This window comes from Sorangium sp. So ce128 (genome assembly GCF_051525245.1).
Taxonomy (GTDB): domain Bacteria; phylum Myxococcota_A; class Polyangia; order Polyangiales; family Polyangiaceae; genus Sorangium; species Sorangium cellulosum_B.
Map to the genome: position 1 here is coordinate 9,473,329 of NZ_CP150313.1, position 17,437 is coordinate 9,490,765.

General features: G+C 70.2%; 11 protein-coding genes. 5 read left to right on the forward strand and 6 right to left on the reverse strand.

The annotated features are described in order from the left end of the window. Nucleotides 1–269: 269 nt before the first annotated feature. Nucleotides 270–491 (forward strand): hypothetical protein, encoded by a 222-nt coding sequence (locus WME82_RS36040; protein WP_438039015.1) that lies wholly within the window; start codon nt 270–272, stop codon nt 489–491. 185 nt (nt 492–676) lie between these two features. Continuing rightward, a complete protein-coding gene (locus WME82_RS36045; protein ID WP_438039016.1) occupies nt 677–1,927 on the forward strand; it encodes a hypothetical protein in 1,251 nt (416 codons plus the stop codon). 73 nt (nt 1,928–2,000) lie between these two features. Here the strand turns inward: WME82_RS36045 and WME82_RS36050 are convergent, their stop codons facing one another. Then, nucleotides 2,001–2,957, reverse strand: coding sequence for a glycoside hydrolase family 75 protein (locus WME82_RS36050; RefSeq protein WP_438039017.1), 957 nt, complete (start codon nt 2,955–2,957; stop codon nt 2,001–2,003). Further along, the gene (locus tag WME82_RS36055; protein WP_438039018.1) at nt 2,957–3,793 is read right to left on the reverse strand and encodes a tetratricopeptide repeat protein; all 837 of its coding nucleotides are present in this window, start codon (nt 3,791–3,793) and stop codon (nt 2,957–2,959) included. The genes WME82_RS36050 and WME82_RS36055 overlap by 1 nt, the downstream gene beginning before the upstream one ends. Before the next feature lie 443 nt (nt 3,794–4,236). Between WME82_RS36055 and WME82_RS36060 the strand changes: the two genes are divergently transcribed. From WME82_RS36060 to WME82_RS36070, 3 genes are all read left to right on the forward strand, one after another. Continuing rightward, a complete protein-coding gene (locus WME82_RS36060) occupies nt 4,237–5,574 on the forward strand; it encodes an STAS domain-containing protein (RefSeq protein WP_438039019.1) in 1,338 nt (445 codons plus the stop codon). Between the two features lie 304 nt (nt 5,575–5,878). Beyond that, entirely contained in the window at nt 5,879–7,375 is a 1,497-nt protein-coding gene (locus tag WME82_RS36065) for a lamin tail domain-containing protein (RefSeq protein ID WP_438039020.1), read from the forward strand. A gap of 361 nt (nt 7,376–7,736) precedes the next feature. Continuing rightward, complete coding sequence (locus tag WME82_RS36070) at nt 7,737–8,141, forward strand: hypothetical protein (protein WP_438039021.1); 405 nt, start codon at nt 7,737–7,739, stop codon at nt 8,139–8,141. A gap of 13 nt (nt 8,142–8,154) precedes the next feature. Here WME82_RS36070 and pssA read toward each other — a convergent pair whose 3' ends face one another. The 4 genes from pssA to WME82_RS36090 all read right to left on the reverse strand — a co-directional run bounded on the left by pssA (nt 8,155) and on the right by WME82_RS36090 (nt 17,428). Beyond that, nucleotides 8,155–9,090 (reverse strand): CDP-diacylglycerol--serine O-phosphatidyltransferase, encoded by a 936-nt coding sequence (gene pssA / locus WME82_RS36075; RefSeq protein ID WP_438039022.1) that lies wholly within the window; start codon nt 9,088–9,090, stop codon nt 8,155–8,157. Between the two features lie 94 nt (nt 9,091–9,184). Next, nucleotides 9,185–15,205 carry an AAA family ATPase gene (locus WME82_RS36080; protein ID WP_438039023.1) on the reverse strand — a complete coding sequence of 2,007 codons (6,021 nt, stop codon included), beginning with the start codon at nt 15,203–15,205 and terminating at the stop codon, nt 9,185–9,187. A 174-nt stretch (nt 15,206–15,379) separates the two neighbouring features. Beyond that, complete coding sequence (locus tag WME82_RS36085) at nt 15,380–16,018, reverse strand: hypothetical protein (protein WP_438039024.1); 639 nt, start codon at nt 16,016–16,018, stop codon at nt 15,380–15,382. A 6-nt stretch (nt 16,019–16,024) separates the two neighbouring features. After that, on the reverse strand, nt 16,025–17,428 hold the full coding sequence (locus WME82_RS36090; RefSeq protein ID WP_438039025.1) for a selenium-binding protein SBP56-related protein: 1,404 nt from the start codon (nt 17,426–17,428) through the stop codon (nt 16,025–16,027). Between the last annotated feature and the right edge of the window lie 9 nt (nt 17,429–17,437).

A 17,437-nucleotide genomic window follows, 5' to 3' on the forward strand; every position in this document is an offset into this window, starting at 1 on the left:
TTGCTGCGCGATGGCCGCCTGACGACCGATCGTTCAGCGTGGGAGCTCACAGCGAACGACCCGCAGCGCGCCTTGAACCGCGAGCTGCGAGCGGCTGGACGAGCACAGCCTGTCCTCGCTCTCGCGACAGACTCACGTGTGGGTGGTGGGGGGATTCCCCCATCCTGCCTGCATGAGGGACCGCCAAGTCGCCACATGCGCCCCTCGCCGCGGCGGATGGCAGCGAGGACAGTGGGGAGTTCGGCGCGGCGCCGAGCGTACGTGTCGACATGGTGAGCGGTACGATCATCTACCCCCGCGCGTCCGCGTTTGATCTGCGGCGGGGCGCCGACAAGGACATTGCTTTCGGCGGCGGCAATCACTATTGCATCGAGGCGACGCTGGCTCGCCTCGAGGTGCGGCTCGCCATCGACACGCTGCTCGGCCGCTCTCCGAGATGGGGCTCGCGGGACCGGCCGAGCGGGCGCGGCCGCCCTCGATCCTGGAAATGACTTCATTATCCGTCCGCCTCCGCCCTCGATGGGATGAGGTCGGCCGCGGACATGCCGGCGCGGACCAGCCGGCGTCGATCGATTTCCCCGGGCGCGCGCCCCTCCGCGAGCCCCCGGGAGCCATGTGCGCGCGACACGACCGGCGCGCGCGAGATGCGATACCAACACACGGCAGGGATCAACGCATGCGAACAACGACCTCACTCATCGCTCTCCTCGGCGCAGTCGCGCTCTTCGGCTGTTCTTCCTCGGACACCAATCCTCAACCCTCCGAGGGCGAGCTGCTGGCGCCGCCGGCCGAGGGCACCGGAGTGCAGTATCGGATGGTCTCCACGCTCGAGCCGGGGCAGGAGATCGAGCGCTGCCAGCTCTTCGTCGCGCCGCCGGAGGGGCTCAACGTCAACCGGGAGATGGTGCGGTACTCCGGCGGGAGCCACCATGTGCTCCTGTACGCGACGCCCTACACGTCGATCCCGACCGAGACGCGCCGGGGCGTCGCCCTGGACGCGAGCCAGGTCCACGACTGCAACGACGGCCCCCAGGCCGACTGGGACGCCACCGGCGTGGTCGCCGGCTCCCAGTCGCCCGACGGCAACTCGTTCCTGGGCGAGCTCCCGGAGGGCGTGGCGCTCAAGGTCGCGCCGGGCACGGTGCTCCTCATGAACACCCATTACGTGAACGCGTCGCCCGAGGCCATCGAGACCGACGCGCGCATCAACCTCTACACGATCGCGGATGACGAGGTGAAGGTCGAGGCGGGCATGCTCTTCCATTACAACCCCTTCATCAGCGTGCCGGCGCACGGAAAGTCCACGGCGCGTATGCGTTGCGTCACCGAGAACGATATCTCGATCGTGGCGTTCCAGTCGCACATGCATCGCCGCGGCGCGGGCTACGTCGCGCACAAGGTCGATCTCGACGGCACGATGACGGAGCTCTATGCCCACGACAGGTGGGAGGGGGTCCCGACGAGGGAGTTCACGCCGTTCCTCGAGCTCAAGGCGGGAGAGTCCCTGGACTACCGCTGCGAGTTCAACAACGTCGAGGATCGCACCATCGCGCAGGGCCTGACCAGCCGCGACGAGATGTGCATGCTGATCGGGCCGTACTTCCCGCGCTCGCCGGCCTACGAGAACTGCGCCACCGAGGAGGGTCTGAACGCGGCGACGTGGTTCGGCGACGGGACGGCCACGTGCGCCGAGACGTTCGAATGCATCAACAACGGCAACGGGGAGGCCGAGGTCTTCGGCTGCGTGGTGAACAGCTGCGAGAGCGTCGGGCCCCAGCTCTCGGCGGCGCTCGGCTGCCAGATGACGGCAGGGAACGGCGCCTGCATCGAGGCGTGCAGCGGCCAGGACGCCGAAGCCTGCAACACGTGCGTGGGCGAGGCGTGCGCCGCGGAGATGGAGGCCTGCCAGACCGCGACGTGCGACTGACGTCGCGATGACAGGCGCCGCGGGGCGGCCCTGCGCCACCCCGCGGTGATCCTCCCGCTCCCGTGCCGCTCGCTCAGGGAGCCGCGAGGAGCTCGGCCGCGAGCTGGATCCCCAGCTCCTCGGCCTTCGCGTGATCCTCGACAGGATCCACGACCGCCCGCGGCCCCGCGAACGCGATGTAGGTGACGCCGCTCTCCACCCCGGCGCCCGGCCGCTCGATGCCTACGGCCTGCGCCATCGCGTACGATCCCATCCCGATCGTATCGCACTCCCCGGTATCGCCGAGGATGCCATAGGCGACCGTGTCGCCGCGGATGACCGCCACCACGGCCCCCAGCTCGACACCGGCGTCCTTGTGATTCCACGCCACCGCGTCGCATTCGTCAGGCCAGCTGTTGGGGGCGACGACGAACGGGAGATGGACCGAGTCGAGCGCGTTTCCCTGCGAGTCGGCCAGCGCCGTGTGAGCAGTCGACGAGGGACACTCGGAGGACTCATGGGATAGACCGTCGCAGTCGATCCCCATCCCGGCTTGCCAGAAGTACGCCCCGTTCAGCCCGCAGACAGGGATGCCGGGCTCCGCGTTACCATCAAACGCGTTCCTGAAGAGCCCCGACGAGGCCGGGCGGCACGACGCCGTGAGCGCGAGCAGCTCCGCCGCCGTCGGAGGGCCCGGCGCCTGACCCCCGCCGGCTCCGCCCTCGCCGGCGCCACCCTCGCCGGCGCCTCCCTGACCTGCGCCTCCCCCGCCTGTGCCTCCCTCGCCAGCGCCCCCCTCGCCGGCGCCAGCGCCTCCCTCGCTTGCGCCGCCCCCGCCTGTGCTGCCGGCGCCGCTCCCGCCTGCGCCTCCCTGGCCGACGCCTCCCTGGCCGACGCCTCCCTGACCTGCGCCTCCCCCGCCCTGGCCGGCGCCGAACTCGAGATCGCCGACCCCGGAGAGGCTCGTACACGCGCCGCCGCCGGAGAGCGCCAAGGCCGCGAGCGCTCCCCCGAGCCACGCCCTCCTCGCGCATGGCGCCAGCGCTCGCATCAGAACGTCCCCTGGAGCTCGATCCGCCCGAGGCCCACCCCGGCGCTCCAGACCACGCCGCGCGGCGCTCGCGGCGCTCGCGGCGTCGCGCCCGCAGCCGCAGGCGCGCCCGCGGCCTCGGACGCGCTGCCGCCGCCGGGCCGGACCACGAGCAGCACGACGCCCGCCGCGGCCGCCGCCGCGCCCACGGCGAAGCCCACGGTGGACACATGGCCCAGCGTGGCCGCTGCATCCGCGTCGCCTTGCAGCTCGGCCGGGCAGCGCCGGCCCTCGCAGCGCGACCTGATGTCCGAGACCTGCGACAGCGACATGAGGCCGGTCACGGCGCCGACGCCGATGCCCACCGCCCCGAGCCCGAACGCGACGCCGGCGGGGACCAGCGAGCCGCCGCCCTCCGCCCCGGCCGGCGCCGCGGGCTCGGCGCGAGGGGGCGCCTTCACCGCCGCCGCGTCCAGCGCGGCGCGCACGCCGGCGAGCTCGGTCTCGGCGTCCTTCCGCGCCTCGAGGAACGCCGTCGGCGGATCCTCCGGGAGCGGCTCGCCGAGGACCTGCTCGTACAGGTCGCGCGCGGCCTCCAGGCGGCCGAGCTTGCGCTGGCACCGCGCCATGTAGAGCACCAGCGTCGGCGCATGAAAGAGGCGATCCGCCTCCTGGAAGACGTCGAACGCCTCCTGCCAGCGGTCCGCGCCGTACAGCTTGAGCCCCTCGTGCGCCTTGGTCCGGGCGGCCTGCTGCGCCTCGGCCGCGGCGCCGTCCGGCGGAGGCGCCCCGAGCGCGGGCACGGCAGCCAGCAACGCCACAACGAACGCACACCGGCGAAGACAGTTCGAGAGCATCATCATCCTTGTCCGTCAGAAGCGGTCAGAAGCGGTCAGAAGCGGTCAGAAGCGGTCAGAAACCGGAGTAGAAACCGGAGAGGGCGCCATGGCCGTCGCCTGCTTCACGGCCCCGCGCGCCCGCGCGCGCCGCCTCGCCGCGGCGGCCGACACCTTAAGGGGAAGAGCGCACCACCGTCCAGCGACGACTCGGACGACTCGGATGACGAGCGCCGTGATCTCCCAGCATCCCCGGCGCGCCCGCCGCCCGCCCGGCGAGGTCACCGCGGCGCCGCGGCGCTGGCCAGGGGCCGCGCGCGCCGCGCCGGTCCATGGCGAACGAGCGAAACGAGCGGACCGCCGACGACGCCGCGTCGAAACGGATTCGATACATGGCGCATGGTACGGCTTCATGCATGACTTGCCCCCTCAAACGCTCGGATGAACTGGCGGCGCGAGCTCGATTGAGGCTCGACAATGTCCTGACGGATGAGCGGTCGCTCGTGGACCTGCTCCGGGTGGTCACCGTCGACGTCCACGAGGCAGCGAGCGTCGAAGAGGCGCTGCATCGCACCATCACGCACATTTGCAATCACCTCGGCTGGCCGGTCGGGCATGCGTACGTGCCGGCCGCGGACGATCCGTCTCTGCTCCTTCCCACGGCGCTCTGGCACCTGAACGATGAAGCAAAGTTCGCGACGTTCAAGGCTGTCACGGAAGCGACACAGTTCACCGCGGGGCTCGGTCTCCCCGGGAGGGTGCTCGCCTCGAAGCAGCCGGCGTGGGTGCGCAACGTCACGGTGGACGCCAATTTCCCGCGCGCCAGGCTCGCGAGGAACCTGGGCGTGAAGGCGGGGTTCGCGTTCCCCGTGGTGGTCGGCGCGGACGTCGTGGCCGTGCTGGAGTTCTTCTCCGACGCCGAGCACGCGGACGACGGGAAGTTCACGGCGACCATCGGCCGCATCGCGCGGCAGCTCGGCCGCATCTTCGAGCGCAAGCACGGGCAGGAGATGCTGAGCAGGGAGCGGGACTTCATGGCGGCCGTCATGGATCTCGTCGACGGCCTCATCGTGGTGCTCGACGCGCGGGGCCGCATCGTCCGCATGAACAGCGCCGCCGAGCAGGCGCTGGGGAGCGCGCGGGGGCTCCGGGAGGCCCGGTTCCTCTGGGATCTCACGCCCGATCCGCACGCGTCGGCGCAGCTCGAAGGCCTCTTCGAGCAGCTCGGCGCGGGCGGGTCGAAGAAGCAGGTGGAGGTGCCGTGGACGGCTGCAGACGGCGCCCGCCGGGTGACGGCGTGGTCGGGCGCCGTCCTGCGCGGCAGGGACGAGAGGGTCCGGTTCGTCATCATGACCGGCATCGATCTGACGGAGCGCAAGCGCGCCGAGGAGGAGCGCGCGCGGCTGCAGGAGGAGGTGATCAAGGCCCAGGACGCCGCGCTGGCGAAGCTGTCCGTGCCGCTCATCCCCATCCGCGACGACGTGGTGGTCGTGCCGCTCATCGGCCCGCTCGAGGCCGGGCGGGTGCGCCGCATGATCGAGGCGCTGTCGCGCGGCATCGCGAACCGCCGCACGCGGATCGCCATCATCGACCTGACCGGCGTGGACGAGATCGATCCGCCGGCGATGGAGGCGCTGCTCGAGGCGGTGCGGGTCGCGGGCCTCCTCGGCGCGCGGGTGGTCCTCACGGGGATCCGCCCCGAGGTCGCCCAGCGCCTCGCCGAGCGCGGCGCGGACATGGGCCGCTGCGCGGTGAAGAGCTCCCTCCAGAGCGGGATCGCGTTCGCGATGGCGAGCCGCTGAGCCGCTGAGCCGACCAGCGCGCCCGACGTCGGGTGTCGTCCGTCCGTGACCGGAACGGCATCATCACTGCATGGAACAGGGACGAACGCGACACCGCCGCGCCCTCGTTCCGTGCTGTAATGAGGCGCTCCTGACAAACCCCTCGTTTTGCTGGCATTTTCAGAGAAGAATTCAACAGGGAGGCGGGGAGACGGGGAGATCGGTGGTATTTCACTCCCCGTCTCCCCGACTCCCTGTGAATCTTCCCGGGAAATTCGAGGGGATGCTTCAGGAGACGATCCCCAGAAAGGTCCGGTGCAGCGCCATGCGATCGACGTCTTCCCTCTTGAAGCGATGCTTATGGGTTCGGCTGCCTCTGCTCGCCTCGGCGCTCGCCATGGCCGCGTGCGCGGCCTATCCGCCGCTCGACGTGGACGAGGGCGCGGAGGCGGAGCTCCTCGGCGAGCACAGCGATGCGCTGTCGACGCGCGTCCGGCTCATGGCCGCCAACATCACGAGCGGCAACAACCAGAGCTACGATCCCGGGCACGGCAAGCGCATCCTGCAGGGAATCAAGCCAGATATCACCCTGCTGCAAGAGTTCAACTACGGCGGCAACACCACCTCCGAGCTCCGCGCCTTCGTCGACGCGACGTTCGGCGCCGGGTTCAGCTACTACCGCGAGAGCGGGGCGCAGATCCCGAACGGGATCGTGAGCCGGTGGCCGATCGTGGCGTCCGGCGAGTGGGACGACACGTCGGTGAGCAACCGGGACTTCGCGTGGGCGCGCATCGATATCCCCGGCCCTGGCCACGTGTTCGCGATCAGCGTCCACCTGCTGACGTCCAGCGCGGCCGCGCGCGACACGGAGGCGCAGAACCTCGTCTCGTTCATCGAGGCGAACGTGGCCCAGGGCGATTACCTGGTGATCGGCGGCGACTTCAACACGGGGAGCCGGACCGAGGCGTGCGTCTCGAGCCTCTCGGACGTCGTCGTCACGGCCGGGCCCTATCCCGCCGACCGGAACGGGAACGCGAACACCAACGCCGGCAGGACGAAGCCCTACGACTGGGTGCTCGTCGACGGCGACCTGGAGGCGTACGAGACGGCCGTCGTGATCGGCGGGAGCAGCTTCGCGAACGGCCTGGTGGCGGACACGCGCGTCTACTCGCCGCTCTCCGAGATCAGCCCCGCGCTCTCGTCGGACAGCGGCGCCTCGAACATGCAGCACATGGGCGTCGTGCGCGACTTCCTGGTCCCCGACGGCGGCGGCGGGGCCGGCGGCAGCGGCGGGGCCGGCGGCAGCGGCGGGGTGGGCGGCAGCGGCGGGGCGGGCGGCGGGGGCGGCGGCACGGGCACCGCCGCCGTGATCATCAACGAGGTCCTCGCGAACGAGCCGGGCAGCAACACGGCCGGCGAGTTCGTGGAGATCGTCAATGTCGGCACGGCGGCGGCGGCCATCGCCGGGTGGACGCTCTCCGACGGCACGTCGACGCGCCACACCTTCCCGACCGGCGCGTCGCTCGCGCCCTCGACGGCCATCGTGGTGTATGGCGGCGCCTCCGCCGTGCCGAGCGGCAGCGGGGCCGTCGCGGCGTCCACGGGGTCGTTGAACTTCGGCAACAGCGGGGACACGGTCAGGCTGCGAAACGCCTCGGGCGCGACCGTGGACACCGTCACCTACGCGAGCGGGCTCGCGGCGCAGGACGGCGTCTCGATGAACCGCAGCCCCGATGCCTCCCCGGGAGCGCCCTTCGCCCTGCACAGCACCCTTGGCGCGAGCGCCTCTCCGGGCCGTCGCGCGAACGGCTCGGCGTTCTGAGGCGCCGCCCGGACGAGCGTGGATTGCCCCGCTGGCCCCAGGTCGTCGTGACCCATGGCCGCCCCTGAACCAGCGTTTGCAGAGGAGTCGATCGGGCTGGTCCCGCCGAGCGGCCAACCAGCTCCTTCGCTCCAGATCTCCGCGACAGCCCATCGAGGTCGAGCGCTGAAGCGCCGCGTGCGCCGCCAGCACGAGCCTGCTCGCGGCCGCGCGAGGGATGTACCCCGGAGGCCGGTACACAGGGTTGACGGTCGGCGCCAAGGCTCTAGATGGTGAACCGCGTCAAGGCCCGAGAGAGGCCTGACGTACAGCCGATCGTCCGAGACAAGCATCGTTCTCTCAATGGCAGGAGGGGTGATCCATGAGCAGGCTACGCCGCGGTCTCGCTACCCTGGCCGTCGTGTCGCTCACGTCGGCGGCCGCCTATGCGCAGATGATGATCTATGCGTATTCCGGGCCGACCACCAGGGCCGGAGGGGTCACCGGGACCACCCATCGAACGTTCACCTATGTGTCGATGGGCAGATGGGAGGCACGAACGAAAAATATCTGGAATGATGGGCTACAGGACCCCGAACAGGTGGATTACTACCTCGAGTACGACAGAGGGCCCGGGAAGGTCTGCTTGAGCCACGAGCACCAGGACCCGATCTGTCTCCTGGACGACGGGATCTACACCTATCGCGCGTGGCCGGGGTCCCCGAGCGCCGAGGTGAAGTGGTGGAAGCAGCAGGGGAACGGGTACTGGCAGTCGGGGAGGCCGTGATCGGCGGGCCGCGCTACGGCCGCTCCTCGCCTCCCCCGGCGCGCGCGGCGCGCGCCTCGAGCGCAGCCGGAGCGCCGCGCCGCAGCGCCGGGAGCCGCCAGAGCGACTCGACGACGCCGAGCAGGACATAGACGCCGAGCCCCCCGGCGAGGACGAGCGCGGGCCCCCAGCGGACGGAGAGGAGCGCGCTCGATCCGAGCGCGAGCACGATGGCCAGCAGCGTGCGGGGGCCCGGCCGGAGATCCTTGAACGAGCGGAACCGGAGGGTCGACACCATCAGCATCGAGAGGAGCAGCGTCGTCGCGAGGACCGCCGGCGCGACGCCGGCGCCGCCCGGTTGCCCGCCCGCGCCGTGGCGGGTCATGACGATCGCTATCAGGATCCCCGCGGCGCCCGTGACAGGGAGGCCCACGATGTACCTCGCGGGCGACGGCGGCCCGCCCGCCTCACCCATGGAGAGGACGTTGAAGCGGGCGAGCCGGATCGCGCCGCACGCGGCGAACACGGACCCGCCGAGCACGCCGGCGAGACCGAGGCGGTGGAGCGACCCCTGATACACGAGCAGCGCCGGGGCCACGCCGAAGGAGACGAGATCGGCCAGCGAGTCGAGCTGGACCCCGAACGCGCTCTCGGTCCGGGTCATCCGCGCGACGCGGCCGTCGAGCGTGTCGGCGAGCATCGCGACGAGGATGAGGAGCGCGGCGCGCTGGAGGTCGCCGTCGGACCGCGCGGAGGCCGAGAGCCGTATCGCGTCGAAGCCGCAGAAGACCGAGGACAGCGTGATCAGGTTGGGAACGAGGTACAGGGCCCGCCTTGGCGCGGGCCGCGGCCGCTCCAGCGCCACCTCGCCGCGAGGGCGCTCGGGGCGCGCGCTCGTCGCCTGCCCCGGGCCCGCGGGACACCACGGCCCGACGCCGGTGTCCCACGCTGCTGGAGGATGTTCTGACATGGTGGCGATCCCGCGGGATAGGGGCGCCGCGGCTGAAGGCCGCTGCCCGATGAGCGCGCCCGGCCGGCCTCGTAGTACACGAGGCGGCTCGCGTTCAAGCGTTTCCTGGGCTGCGTTCCAGGCCGTCGTCGTCAGCCCTGTGGCGTGGCGTCTCGTCCTGATTGCCCACCGCCGGGGAACGCAAGGGGAGCTCCACGACGAACGTCGCTCCAGCGTTGGGTTTGCTCTCCACCCGGACGGTCCCGCCATGCGACGCCACGATCCAGCGCACCAGATAAAGGCCGAGGCCGAGACCGCCGAAATTCCGCACCGACACCGCGCGCTCGAAGCGATTGAAGATCCTGGCCTGATCCTCCTCTGCTATCCCGATCCCCTGATCACGGACGATGATCAACGCCGAGTCCCCCTGCCTGCGCACGCCCACGTGAATGGGCTGATGCATGCCGTACTTCATCGCGTTCGACAGGAGGTTGAGCAGGACCTGCTCCAGGCGGGGCCTGTCCCAGAACCCGACCACCGGCTCGTCCATGTCGAGCTCTGCCCGGCAGCCGGCCGCCGCGAGCTGCGGCGCCACCCGCTCGACGATCTCACGGGTCAGGCGGGAGAGCTCGATCGGCTCGCACGCGAGCGTCAGTCGTCCGGCGTTCAGCCTCGAGACATCGAGCAGCTCGTTCACCAGATTCCCGAGCCGCGCGCTCTGCCGACGGAGGACGTGGAGCATGGCCTCGATCCGCGCAGGGTTGAGGTGCGCGGACGGGTCGCGGCGCACGAGCCGCTCGATCCTCTGAATCTGCATTTGCAGCGACGTGAGCGGGGTCTTGAGCTCATGAGAGGCGATCGTGAGGAATTCGTCTCGCCGCCCGATCGCCTCCTGGGCCAACGCGTACAGCCTGGCGTTGTCGAGCGCGAGGCCGGCACGGCGCCCCAGCTCCTCGGCCAGCGCCAGGTCGGCGGGCCCATAACGACGCTGCGGCGCGGTCGCGAGCAGGAACATGACCCCGAGGGATCGATCGCGCGCGCGGAGCGGAACGCGAAGGTAGGCGTGGACGCCGCGCTGCGGCATGAGGGGCAGGGCGCGGGCGTCCACGATCTCAGGCCCGGTCGGCGTCGCCGCCGCGGGGGACGTCAGCGCCTGACGCAGCGCCTCGATCTCTCCCCCTTCGAGGCGCACCCCTGCGGCGGCGGTGCCGAAGACCGCGCCGTCCTCGGAGAGCACGCTGACGATGCAGTGATCGGAGAGCTCGGGCACCGCGAGAGCGGCCACGCTTTCGAGCGTGGCGTCGTAGCCCAGCGCCATCAGCTTGCGGCTCGCCTCGGCCAGAAAGCGCAGGGCCCGCTCGGCCTGCTTGCGCTCGGTGATGTCGGTGGAGATGCCGCAGAGCGCGCGCGGCGCGGCGCCTCCACCGAGAGGAAATTTGACCGACAGGAAGGTGCGCGGCCCATCGGAGAGCGGCACCTCCTCCTCCCATTCCATGGGAGTTCCCACCTCGAGCACCTTCCGGTCGTGGTCACGAAGGGTCTCCGCGATCGGACCGGGAACGATCTCCGCGTCGGTCTTCCCGAGGAGCTGCTCGCTCGGCACGCGAAACAGGTCGCACACGCGCCGATTGGCGAGCAGGAAGCGGCCCTCGTGGTCCTTGAGGTAGATCGCCGCCGCCGAGTTGTCGACGATGCCCTGGAGGATCTCTTGATTGGCCTTGAGCTCCTGCTCCGCCCGCCGCCGTTCGGAGTTCTCCTCCTCGAGATCGGAGTAGAGCATGGCGTTCTCCAGCGAGATCGCCGTCTGCGAGGCGAGCAGCTCGAGCACGTTGAGCCGCCCGGGGGTGAACGCCCCGGTGACCAGGCTGTTCTCCAGGTAGAGGACGCCGAGCAGCCGGGTCTGGCGCGCGATGGGGAGGCATAGCAACGATCTCGGGCGCCTGCGCGCGAAGTACTCGTCCTCGAGGAACGGGTGAGGGGCGGTGGCGTCGTCGAGCAGCACGCGCTCGCGGCTCCGGCGAACATAGTTGAGGATCGATCGCGGGAGCGCCGCCGTCGACGCCTCGCCCAGACCGAGCGATCGCGCCGTCCCCCCGCTCGCCTCGATCGCGGCCGCGGTCGACAGGCGCTCGCCCCGGACGAGGAGCACAACCCCATCGTCGGCGCCTGCGTGCTCGACCACGACGCGCAGCAAGGTCTCGAGCAGGCGCGGTAGCTTGAGCTCCCCGGAGATGCTCTGAGAGGCCTTGACCACCGCCAGGACGTCGAACTGCTCGGCCCGCAGCGCGAAGGTCACGGTGGGGGCGATGGGCTTGCGCTCCACGAGGTGGGGGTAGCGCTGGTCGAGCTGCTCCACCTTGGCATGGGCGCCCCAGCGGAAGTAGCCGGCGCGGGCCATCTGCAGGTAGGCGTCGGCGGCGATGGGAAGGCCGCGCGCGCGGGAGAACCCCGCGGCGAGCTCGCACGCGATGGCCTCGTGCTGGACGAACCCGTGCTCCCGCGCCGACGAGATGGCTTGCTCGTAGAGCCGACTCGCCTCGGATTCGTGCCCCAGGAGCCGAGCGATCTCGGCGCCCACCAGGGCGTGCTTGTGGACGAAGTTCTCGGGGCAGTTGTCCGCCCAGACGCCGAGCTGCCTCTCGCCCGCGAGGAGGCCCTCGGGGAGCTCCCGCGGCGGCGGCTCGTCGCAGGCGGCGGCGAGCGCGAGCGTCCGATAGAAGACGAACTCGACGATCAAGGGCCCCATCTCGAACCGCCAGGCTTGCTCGGCGCTCGCGATGGCCGTCGCCGCGACCGCGTCCCTGGGGTGGCCGAGCACGAACGACGCCTGTGCTTTCAATATATAGTAGAAGCAGTGAGCCCCCTCCAGATCTTTGGGATCCAGCCGCGCCTCGAAGGCTGCCTGATCCAGGACCGATCCATCCAGCATCGAGAGGCCGGCTGGCCTCCCTCGCAGCGTCTGGATCAGGCAATGAATACCGAGGAGAATGTCATGAGAGAACGCATGACGGGCTCTGCGCACGAAGCCAAGTCGATCTTCGACCTCATGAAGGACGTCCTCGAGAGGCTCGCCGCAGGAGAGCGGGAACAGCGGGGAGAACTGGCAGTTGCTGCATGCCAGATGCAGATCGCCGGACTCGATCGCGGCATCGAAGCCGATACGGGAGTAAGAGGATGCCTCCCGGTAGTGCCGCCGCCAGAAGCTCAGGTGATGACCGAATATGGTAAACACGTAGGACTTCGTGAGGAGGCTGCTCCCGTCCGCCAGGCCGCAGGCGAGCTCGCCGAAGCGGAAAGCCTCCTTGTATCTCCAGTACCTCCGGCCGATCTCGACCGCGAAGGTGCTGTACGCGTGGGCGGAGCTCTCGGCGTTGCCGTGGCGCAGGCTGAGCTCGATCTTGCGCACATTGACGAGGTACATCAGGTTCGGATCCACGAAATAAGCGGCGAGGGCCACACCTCGCAGGACACCCATCACGACCTTGATCTCCGGGTGTGTCATGGGGGGCAGGCGGATCAGATCCTCGATCGCCCTGTCCCCCAGCGCCTGCCACACGCGCTCGGTGTCTTCTTCGACCTGGGCGTCGGTGGGATGGATCGGCAAATCGATGCCGAAGGCGCGGAGGCACCGGAGCCCGAGCTCCAGCGCGCGGACGCTCTGCCTGCGGGTCACGTGGAAGCCGACCGCGAGCTCGACGACCGCGGCCCTCTCGAGCTCGGTCCGCGCCCGAGCTAGGAGCTCTTCGAACAGCGGCTCGGCGTCTTCGAAGCTGCCCGTGACGTACGCGGCGTATGCGCGCTCGAAGGTCAGGTCGTAGCTCAGCTCGTATTGCGTCTCCCAGTGGTCCGGCGCGAGCAACGCCATGCCCGCGGCGAAGTGGTCGGCCGCGCCGTGGAACGCCGCCGCGGCCTTGGCCTTCCTGCCGGCGCGGAGGTTCAACGCGGCGAGCTCTTCCCTCTCCGCCCGGGAACGGACGAGCGTCGCGCCGCGGTTGAGGTGCCCTATGACGTCGAAGATCATGTCCTCACGCTCTTCCGCGCGCTGTCGCTTCAAGAGCAGCCGGCCAATCCCCAGGTGCACCAGGGCGCGCCGTCCGGCCGGGATCAACGCGTAGGCGGCTTGCTGCACCCGATCGTGGAGGAACCTGTAGGTCCCGCCCTGCCCGACGATCAACCCCTCCTGCGCGGCCTCTTCGAGCGCCTCGCGGAGCTCTGCCGCCGGCCGCTTCGCGACCACCGCGAGGGTGTCGAGGTCCAGGCGGCTGCCCAGACACGCGGCGAGCTTGAGCGCGTCCAGCGCCAGGACCGGGAGCCGCCTTAGCTTCTCCGTCATCAGCTCGACGACGTTGTCGGTGAAGCCCTTGTCGCGGATCGCGGCGATGTCCCACCGCCATGCGCCCGCCTCCGCGTCGAGGGTGATGAGCCCCTCTTGATGGATCGCGATCAAGAACTGGAGCACGAAGAACGGGTTGCCACCTGTCTTCTCGTAGACCAGCCGCGCGAGTGGCTCGGCCTGCGCCGCGCTGGCGTGGACCGCCTCGGCCACGAGCGCTCCAACATCGGCCCCCGAGAGCGGCGCGAGGACGACATCGGAGACGGCGGCGCCGCGCTTCTTCGCCTCGGCCAGCATGCGCTGGAGCGGGTGCGCGGGGGCGGCCTCGTTGTCGCGGTAGGCGCCGAGCACGAGCAGGTGCGCGGCCTCGGTGCACGTCACGAGCTGCTCGACGAGCTTCAAGCTGGCCGCGTCAGCCCATTGAAGATCGTCGAGGAAGAGCACCACGGGGTGCTCTTTCTGGGCGGTCGCCGCGACGAAGCGCTGGATTGTCGCGAGCAGCCGGCTCTGGGCTTCGGTCGCCGGAAGCTCGGGCATGGGCCCTTGCGGGCCCACGAGCTGCTCGATCTCGGGCAGCACGTCGGCGAGCAGCCGACCGTTCGCGCCAAGGGCCTCCCGGAGACGCTGCCGCAAGCGGTCGACCCGCTCCTCGCTGGCGGAGAGGATCTCCTGCAACAGACCCCGGAACGCCTGTAGGAAAGGAAGGTAGGGGATGTTCCTGTTGTACTGATCGCATTTGCCGGAGAGGAAACACCCCCGCTCCCGCACCACCGGGCTGTGCAGCTCGGCGACGAGCGAGGTTTTGCCGATGCCCGAGTACCCCGACACGAGCACGAGCTCCGTCCGGCCCTGCGCCACCACCCTCTCGAAGGCGGCGCGCAGCGCCTCGACCTCGCGCTCGCGCCCATAGAGCCGCTGCGGGACCTGGAAGCGGTCGGAGAGGTCACGCTGCCCGAGCGCAAAGGCTTTGATGGTGCCGGTGGCCCGCCACGCTGCGAAGCACGCCTCCAGGTCGTGGCGCAGGCCGAGCGCGCTCTGGTAACGCTCCTCGGCGGCCTTGGCCAGCAGCTTGAGCACGACGGCGGACAGCGGCGGGGGGACGGAGGGCAGGATCACGTGGGGCGGGAGCGGCGTCCGGGCGATATGGCAATGCACCCATTCCAGGGGATCGCGCGCATCGAAGGGCAGGCGGCCCGTGAGCATCTGGTAGAACGTGACCCCGAGGGAGTACAGGTCGGTCCGCTGGTCAATCCAGCGGTTCATCCGGCCCGTCTGCTCCGGGGCCATATAGGCCAGCGTCCCCTCGATGAGACCGGCGTGGGTGAGGTTCTGGGATTCGCGAGGCGCTCGGGAGGCGATCCCGAGATCGGTGATCCTGACCTCGCCGGTATCCGGGTTGTAAAGCAGGTTTTGAGGCTTGATGTCCTTGTGGATGAGGTGATGCCGATGCAGCTCGGCGAGCGCCGCGGCAATGCGGAGGGCGAGGGGGAAGAAGCGCTCGAGCGGCATCGGCTCGTCGAGGGGTTGATCGAGCGGGCGGCCCCCGAAATCCTCCAGGATCAGCGCAGACTGGCCGTGGAGCGCGTCGATCGCGTACGGCTTGACGACGGCCGGAGTGTCGATCGCGCTGGCGATTTCGTACTCGTGGAGGAGGCGCCCGAGAGCGCGGGGGTCGGCGTGGTCGCGTCGCAGGACCTTGAGCACTACCGGCCGGTCGTCTTCTTCCCGACGCGCTCGAAAGACGAGGGTATCTGCCCCTTCGTGGAGAAGCTCGAGCTTGACATAATGTGAATCCCTGGCCATGCGAGAGCCTTTGACGACGATCGGGCTGGGTCAGCGCGATGCGCGCCAAATTCATAGAGTTATCGGGCACGTTTGCACATCGCGCAGAGATGCGCAGGCGGGCCGCCGTCGACTGTCGGGGTGTCGAGGTGGGTGCGGGCGAGCTCGGGAACCAGGCTGTCGCCCGGTCGCCCGTCAGAGCAGCGCCGCGATGACGCCGGCTCCGATGAGCGCGACGGCCCAGGCCCGATCGAGGTTGAACCAGGCGGTGCGAAGGATGGCGACGCCGAGCTTGTGATAGACAACGAGCGCGACCGCGGCCGCCGCCGCCATCATGGCGGCCGTGTGGACGAGGACGGCGGCGAGGTAGCCCAGCGGGCTCGCGAGCGACAGGCCAGCCGCGTTATGACACCCACCGCCGTGGCACGGAGCGGGGTTGTCAGCGCCGAGCAGGAAGACCGGGAGCAGCATGAGCCCCGCGCCGTGCGCGGTGGCCATCAGGAAGGACCACCAGGTCAGGTCGAGGAAGCCGACGCGCATCCCGACCCACCTCGGGTGGCGCGGCCTCACCAGCTTGAGCACGCCGAACGCGACAAGCGCGGCCGCCGTGAGCCACCGCAGCGCCGCGGCGGGGACGCTCGCGAGCCCGATCCCGAGCAGCGCGACCGTGAGGCCGATCGACGCCGCGTGGCCGAGCGCGATCGGGACGAGCGCCCGCCGCACCGCGCCGCTGCTCTTCTCCTGCAGGCCCAGGGCGACCGCGAACAGCCAGCCCATGCCAGGGTTGATGCCGTGATAGGCGCCGAGGAGCGCCAGCGTGAGCCAGGGCATCATGGCCGGCTAGGGATAGCAGAACGAGTCGGACGACGCGTCGCCCCCCTCGAGCCGCACCTGGTGAGGGCGCAGCGGGCCGAAATCGACGAAGAACTCGGGATCGACCGAGAGGCCCCCGCCCGCCGCCACATCGACCTTGGCCATCCAGCCGCCGACGCCCTCGGGATAGAACTGCTCGTCCCACGACGCATACAGCGAGTTGGTGAAGTAAACGCGCCGGCCGTCGCGGCTCACCTCGACCATCTGCGGCCCGCCCCGCAGCGGCCCGGAGCGGGGATGCGCCGCCCGTCGCACGATGCCGCCGAGGTGCACCGAGCCAACCAGCTTCGGGTGGAACGGGTCCGATACATCGTACTGGCGGAGCTCGCCCGTGCCCCAGCAAGACACGTAGAGGAACCGGTCGTCGAGGGAGAGGTTGATGTCGGTGATCAGCGGCGGCACCGCCTTGAAGCCCTTGAGCAGCGGCGGCAAGAGGTCGGGATCCGCGGGCTCGGCCGGCACCTCGATCACCTTGCGGATCGCCCACCGGTCGCCGTCGCGATGCCAGAGCCAGATCGAGGCGGAGAGATCCTTGACGCTCACGACGACGCCGACGAAGCCATAGGCCTTGGTCGGGTCGTGGGCGGGGCGGAGCTCCAGCGCCATCTGGTGCTCATCGCCCAGATCCAGCGCCTGGAGGTGCTTGCGCTTCCGCAGGTCCCATACATGAACGCGGTGACCGTACTTCTTGCCGAGCAGGAGCTCCGGATTCACGCCGTCCTCGATCATCTTCGGCGTCCCCCACTCGCTCGTGAGGAGGGTGTCGTGGCCGAGGTGCCACCAGAAGTCGTAGTGGAGGAACTGCGGCCCGCGATCGATCTCCCATCGGCCGAGCACATCGAAGCTCTCGCAGTCGAGCACGAAGATGCCCCCGGGCCCGTCGCCGTCAGGGCCGCCGAGCGCGCTCACGTAGATGCCGTCGGGGCCGCAGTGCAGCGTGTGCGGGCGAGAGTAGCCGGCCCGCTTCGCGATCTCCTCGGCGCGCACCGTGTGGACGAGCTCGGGGCGGCGCGGGTCCGGCTTGACGTCGAAGACGAAGATGTTCGATGAGCGGAGCGCCGGGAGCAGGAGGAAGCGGCGCTCGACGTGGGGGTGCGGCGCGTAGGGGCACAGGGCGGCGCTGCACGCGTTCCAGCCGGAATGGTGCAGCTCGTCGCCGTAGGTCGGCAGCTCGTTGACCGAGACCAGGGTGCCATACGCCGGCGACCTCGGATCGAGATCGACGACCGTGAGCGCGTCATGGCGCAGCTCGCCCGGGCGCTTCAGCGCGGCGCCCGCGTCGAGCGCGGTCACGTAGGCCAGCCGCTCGGGCGGCGCCTCCATCGCCAGACGCGGCGACGGGTAAAAGGTGGGATCCGGACGAAACCGCATGCGCTGCGT